Source organism: Mycobacterium sp., from assembly GCF_035603715.1.
Taxonomy (GTDB): Bacteria; Actinomycetota; Actinomycetes; order Mycobacteriales; family Mycobacteriaceae; genus Mycobacterium.
The window spans coordinates 1-5902 of record NZ_DATNJW010000615.1 but is presented as its reverse complement, the minus strand read 5'-3'; the positions used below and the strand labels follow the sequence as shown (position 1 = coordinate 5902).

The following is a 5902-nucleotide window of genomic DNA, read 5'->3' as shown; positions in this document are numbered from 1 at the left end:
TCGACGACGCAGTCGTCGCCCAGCGGGATGCCCAGCCCGGAATTCGCGCCGAGCAGGCAATGCTTGCCGACCGAGATCACTTCGGTGCCACCGCCGGACAGCGTGCCCATGATCGAGGCGCCCCCACCGATGTCCGAGCCGTCGCCGACCACCACGCCTGCCGAGATGCGGCCCTCCACCATCGAGGCGCCCAACGTGCCCGCGTTGAAGTTGACGAAGCCCTCGTGCATCACCGTTGTTCCCGACGCCAAGTGCGCGCCCAGCCGCACCCGGTCGGCATCGGCGATGCGCACCCCGGTCGGCACGACGTAGTCGACCATGCGGGGGAACTTGTCCACCCCGTAGACCGCGACCGGGCCGCGCCGGCGCAGCCGCGTCCGTACCGTCTCGAAACCGTCGACCGCGCACGGCCCGTAGTTGGTCCACACCACGTTGGTCAGCACCCCGAACAACCCGTCGGCATTGAGCCCGTGCGGAGCGACCAGCCGATGCGAGAGTAGATGCAGTCGCAGATAGCCGTCGTAGGCGTCGGCGGCCTTGTCGTCGAGCGAGCCGATCACCGTGCGCACCACGACGGTCTCGGTGTCGCGGTCCTCGTCGCGGCCCGCGAGCGCGGCGAACTCGTCGGGCACCTCGGCCACCGACAACCGCGTCGTGCCGCTCTGGCCCGAGTCGATCAGTTCCGGTGCAGGGAACCAAGTGTCGAGAACCGATCCGTTGGCGGCCAGCGTTGCCAGCCCAATACCCGAAGCTGCAGTCACGCGCCCCACGCTACCCACCCACTAGGCTGAGACCGTGCTGGACCTACGTGGCGACCCGATTGCGTTGACCGCAGCTCTGGTCGACATCCCCAGCGAGTCGCGGCACGAACAGCGCATCGCCGACGAGGTCGAGGCCGCGCTGCGGGCGCAGACATCGAGCTTCGAGATCATCCGCAACGGCAATGCCGTGCTTGCCCGTACCGCGCTGGGCCGCCAGACCCGGGTGTTGCTGGCCGGCCACCTCGACACCGTGCCGGTGGCCGGTAATCTGCCGAGCCGTCGGGACGCCGAATCGCTACACGGTTGCGGCACAACAGACATGAAGTCCGGTGACGCGGTCTTTCTGCATCTGGCCGCCACCGTCACCGCGCCTGCCCACGATTTGACGCTGGTGTTCTACGACTGCGAGGAAATCGATTCGGCGGCAAATGGTTTGGGGCGGATCGAACGTGAGTTGCCGGATTGGCTGACGGCCGACGTGGCGATCCTCGGCGAGCCGACCGGCGGGTACATCGAGGCCGGGTGCCAGGGGACTTTACGTATTGTCGTCCACGCCGACGGGACTCGCGCCCACTCGGCGCGAGCATGGCTGGGCGACAACGCCATTCACAAGCTGGGCGCGGTGCTGGATCGGCTCGCGGCCTACCGGGCCCGCAGTGTCGAGATCGACGGGTGCACCTACCGTGAGGGATTGTCGGCGGTCCGCATCGACGGCGGCGTTGCCGGCAACGTCATCCCCGATGCGGCCTCGGTGACGGTGAACTTTCGCTTCGCTCCCGACCGATCGCCGGAGGCCGCGCTGAGCCACGTCCATGAGGTTCTCGACGGCCTCGACGTGCGGATCGAGCAGACCGACTCCGCGGCAGGAGCGCTGCCCGGTCTGTCCAACCCGGCGGCGAAGGACCTCGTCGACGCCGCCGGCGGGCAGGTGCGGGCGAAATACGGGTGGACCGACGTATCGCGGTTCGCCGCGCGTGGCATCGCGGCGGTCAACTACGGGCCCGGCGATCCCAACCTCGCGCACACCCGCGACGAACTGGTGCCGATCCACCAGATCACCGACGCCGTGACGATGCTGCGGGCCTATCTGAGCGGTTAGGCCCTGAGTGCCTAGGCGCGTTGCGCTTGGGCGGACGCGTCGGCGGCCGCAGGGTGCAGTCCGCGATCGGCAAGGTCGGCGGCGACCTCCGTCAGCGCGTCGGCATCGCCGGCGGCCAATGCCCGGGCGTGCGCCAGCGTCAGCCGTCCCAACACGCAATTCACTTCGACCGCCAAGCGTTGGGCCCGCTGCACGGCGCGCACGTCGCCGAGGCGGGCGGCATCCTGCAGGGCGCGCAGTGCGATCGCCGACTGCCCGCCACGTTCCGCGGTCTGCACCGCCTCGCGGGCGGCTTCGATCGCGCCGGTCGTGTCGCCGCGGGCCGCCTTCGACCACGCCTTGGCCAAGGCCAACTCCGGTGCGAACAACGTCGACTTCAGCCCGTGCCGCGACTCGGCCCGACTCAAAACCTTTGCGGCTTCGAGCTGTTCGCCTTGCTGGCCGAGTGCCTGCGTCAGCAGCATCAACGACAGCGGGCCCCACGAGTAGCCGGTGCGCGCCAGCGGGTCGGCGGCCCGGCTCAGCAGCGTCACGGCGTCGTCGAAGTCGCCCTGCGCGATCGCCACGTAGCCCACCAACGTCTCGCCGATCGCCCGGCCCGGCTGCTGCAGCTCGGCGAAGTCGGTGTAGCGCTGCGCCAGCGCGCGCGCCTCGGTCAGCCGGCCCGCCATCACCAGCGCGGTGATCCGGCCGAAGCCGCTGGTGAACCGGAGCAGCCCGGGATGATCGGCGGCCGTCGCCCGCCGGGCCAGCTCTTCGACGTCGTCGAACTGTCCGGTACGGGCGGAGCTCAGCGCTGCCGCCGAGGCAGCCCACCCGACAGCCACTGCGTCGGCGTGCGGCGATGCCAGCACCTCGCCGGCGATCCGCAACGTGCGCAACGGTGTTCCCGCGTTCATCGCGAAGGTCGCCGCCAGCGCGTCGAGGGTGGCCTGTGCCGTCGGCGACGAAACCCGGGTCCGGGTGGTCTGCAAAAAAGCGGTGGCCTGTGCCGGTTCGCTGAGCATCCAGAATTGGTTGGCCGCCCGCGGCAGTGCCCACGCCATCAGCTCGGACGGCGACAACTGGTCGGGGTCCACCGCGGCCAGCACCGAGTCGGCTTGCCGCCCGCGGCCCTGCCAGGCCAGCGCGTAACCCAGTGCCAGCCGCGCGGGCAGTCCGCCGGTGCGGTCCAGCGCCGCCTGGGCGAGCTGCTCGGCCAGCACAAGCTCGCCGAACCGCAGCGCGTGCTGGGCCGCGGACACGAAATCGTCGACCGCGCCGGGGTTGTCGCTGTCGATGGCCAGCGTCGCGATCCGCAGCTGGTGGCGGAGATGGGTGGACGAGCCGGCCGCGAGGCGTTCGACCAGCGACATGCGCAACGCCCGCGCGGCGTCGGGCGTCAGCGCCGCACCCGCGCGGGCGGTGTAGAGCGGATGCGCCGCATAGACCAGCTCGCCATCGATGCTCACCGCGCCGACGGCTTCGGCCTCCTCGACCGCGCCCTCGTCGGCCAACGCCGTCACATCGCTGCGCTGCAGCGGCTCAGCCAGAGCGAGATAGTCCAGGACTGCGCGTGCCGACGCCGGCAGACCGGACAGATAACCGTCGATCAGGGCCGGCAGTGCGGCGCCATTGGTCGGGTCGCCGCTGTCGACCAGGTGCCGCAGGTGAAGCGGGTTGCCCTGGCTGTGGGCAAACGCCTGGTCGACCACGTCGGCATCCGGCGGCGCCGGCAGGGCCGATTCCAGCAAGGTCTTCGTCGCCTCCGCGTCCAGCGGCCCGACCTCGATCGGGTTCAGCAACTCGTCGGCCCACAGCGCCGCGATCGCGTCGGGCAGCTCGGCGTCCGACCGGACCGTGACGATCAGCCGCGCCGAGCCGCCGACCGCCAGCTGGTAGATCAACGTTGCAGACAGATGGTCGAGGTGGTGTGCGTCGTCGACGACGAAAAGCTGCTGAGCGTCATCAGCGGTCAGGTGCTCGTGTGCGGCGCGCAGCAGCTCGGCCGGCCGGCCCGCCTCGGTGATGTCGGCGTCGGCCAGCAGGGCGCGGAATGCGCCGAACGGGATGACCCGCTCGGTCGCGGTGCCCACCACCCGGTGCACGACGGTCGACGGCGCGGCGAACGCCTCGGCGGCGCTGCCAGCCAGCAATGTCTTGCCGACGCCGTCGGCTCCCAGGATCGCCACGCCGGAGCGGTGCGGATCGGTCAAACCGGCCGTGACCTCGCGCAGCAATGCGTCCGGCGGCGCGGCAACCCAAGCACTCGGCACCGCCGGATCTTATGGCGCGCGCCCCTGACCGCATGCGGTTAGGCCCAAATGCGCTCGGCGGCAAGGTTGGTCTACGTTTCGACTGTGCACCCCAAACGCGATGCACCCCATCCACGAGCGGTCTGCGTGTACTGCGCGTCCGGACCCACCGATCCCGAGTTGCTGGCGCTGGCTGCCGAGCTAGGCGAGGCGATCGCGGAGCGGGGCTGGACCCTGGTCTGGGGTGGCGGCAACGTCTCGGCGATGGGTGCGCTGGCCACGGCTGCCCGGGCGCGCGGTGGCTGGACCGTCGGCGTCATTCCCAAGGCCCTGGTTCGCCGCGAAGTCGCCGACCACGATGCCGACGAGCTGATCGTCACCGACACGATGCGGGAGCGCAAACAGATCATGGAGGACCGCGCCGACGCGTTCATCACGCTGCCGGGCGGTATCGGCACGCTGGAGGAGCTGTTCGAGGCCTGGACCGGCGGGTATCTGGGCATGCACGACAAGCCGGTGGTGATGCTGGATCCGGCCGGACACTTCGACGGGCTGCGCGCATGGTTGCGCGGGCTGCTCGACAGCGGCTACGTCTCGCAAGCGGCGATGGACACGCTGGTGGTTGTCGACGACGTCGATGCGGCGATCGCGGCCTGCGCACCCCGCTGAGTGCGTTTGCTGCGCCTCGATAGGCTGGCCGCCATGTCTCAGAACAACGCCCGTGACCACTCGTCGATCGGACTGATTGACATCGCGACCCGGGCGCCTGCGGTGTTGGCCGATCTTCCGGTGATCGCCCGCGGGATGCTCACGCTGGTGCGTGCGCAGCCGAACTTCAAGGTCTCGATCGGCAAGATCTTCCAGGATCGTGCCGAGCGCTACGGCGACCGGATCTTCATCCGGTTCGGCGAGCAGCAGCTGACCTACCGCGAGGCCAATGCCACCGCTAATCGTTACGCCGCCGTGCTGGCCGCGCGGGGCGTCGGCCGCGGCGACGTCGTCGGGATCATGCTGCGCAACTCACCCAACGCCGTGCTGATGATGCTGGCCGCGGTCAAGTGCGGCGCGGTCGCCGGCATGCTCAACTACCACCAGCGCGGCGAGGTGCTGGCGCACAGCATCGGCCTGCTGGATGCCAAGGCGCTGGTCGTCGAGTCCGACTTCGTCGATGCGGTGGAGGAATGCGGAGGGGCCCCCATCGCCCCGACAACCATCGAGGAGATGGAACGGCTGTCGGCCACCGCGCCGACCACCAACCCACCGTCGGCGTCCGCGGTGCTGGCCAAGGACACCGCGTTCTACATCTTCACCTCGGGCACCACCGGTCACCCCAAGGCCAGCGTGATGACCCACAAGCGGTGGCTGTCCGCGCTCGCGATATTCGGCGGACTTGGCTTGCGGCTCAAGAGTTCTGACACGTTGTACAGCTGCCTACCGCTGTACCACAACAACGCGCTGACGGTCGCGGTCGGATCGGTGATCAACTCGGGGGCGACGCTGGCGCTGGGCAAGTCCTTCTCCGCGTCGAGGTTCTGGGACGAGGTGATCGCCAGCAAGGCAACGGCTTTCATCTACATCGGCGAGATCTGCCGGTATCTGCTGAATCAGCCCGAGAAGCCCACCGACCGCGCCCACAAGGTGCGGCTGATCGCGGGCAACGGGCTGCGTCCGGAGATCTGGGACGAGTTCACCTCGCGGTTCAACATCGCGCGGGTGTGCGAGTTCTACGCGTCCAGCGAGGGCAACGCCGCTTTCATCAACATCTTCAATGTGCCTCGGACCACCGGGATCTCGCCGACCCCGCTGGC

At 69.6% G+C, this 5902-nt stretch carries 5 protein-coding genes; 3 read left to right on the top strand and 2 right to left on the bottom strand.

The window, feature by feature from the left end; genetic code table 11:
• A partial coding sequence (locus VN856_RS25145; RefSeq protein ID WP_325694395.1) for a DapH/DapD/GlmU-related protein occupies nt 1-770 on the bottom strand: 770 nt, incomplete at its 3' end.
• A 25-nt stretch (nt 771-795) separates the two neighbouring features.
• On the opposite strand from VN856_RS25145, the gene dapE reads away from it, so the two are divergent.
• Nucleotides 796-1860, top strand: coding sequence for a succinyl-diaminopimelate desuccinylase (gene dapE, locus VN856_RS25140; RefSeq protein ID WP_325694393.1), 1065 nt, complete (start codon nt 796-798; stop codon nt 1858-1860).
• A gap of 11 nt (nt 1861-1871) precedes the next feature.
• Here the strand turns inward: dapE and VN856_RS25135 are convergent, their stop codons facing one another.
• Entirely contained in the window at nt 1872-4115 is a 2244-nt protein-coding gene (locus tag VN856_RS25135) for an AAA family ATPase (RefSeq protein ID WP_325694391.1), read from the bottom strand.
• An 84-nt stretch (nt 4116-4199) separates the two neighbouring features.
• Here VN856_RS25135 and VN856_RS25130 point away from each other — a divergent pair, with 84 nt between their 5' ends.
• Both VN856_RS25130 and VN856_RS25125 read left to right on the top strand, forming a co-directional pair.
• Nucleotides 4200-4763, top strand: coding sequence for a TIGR00730 family Rossman fold protein (locus VN856_RS25130; protein ID WP_325694390.1), 564 nt, complete (start codon nt 4200-4202; stop codon nt 4761-4763).
• Nucleotides 4764-4796: 33 nt separating this feature from the next.
• Nucleotides 4797-5902 (top strand): AMP-binding protein (locus tag VN856_RS25125; RefSeq protein ID WP_325694388.1); only part of this gene is annotated, 1106 nt, incomplete at its 3' end.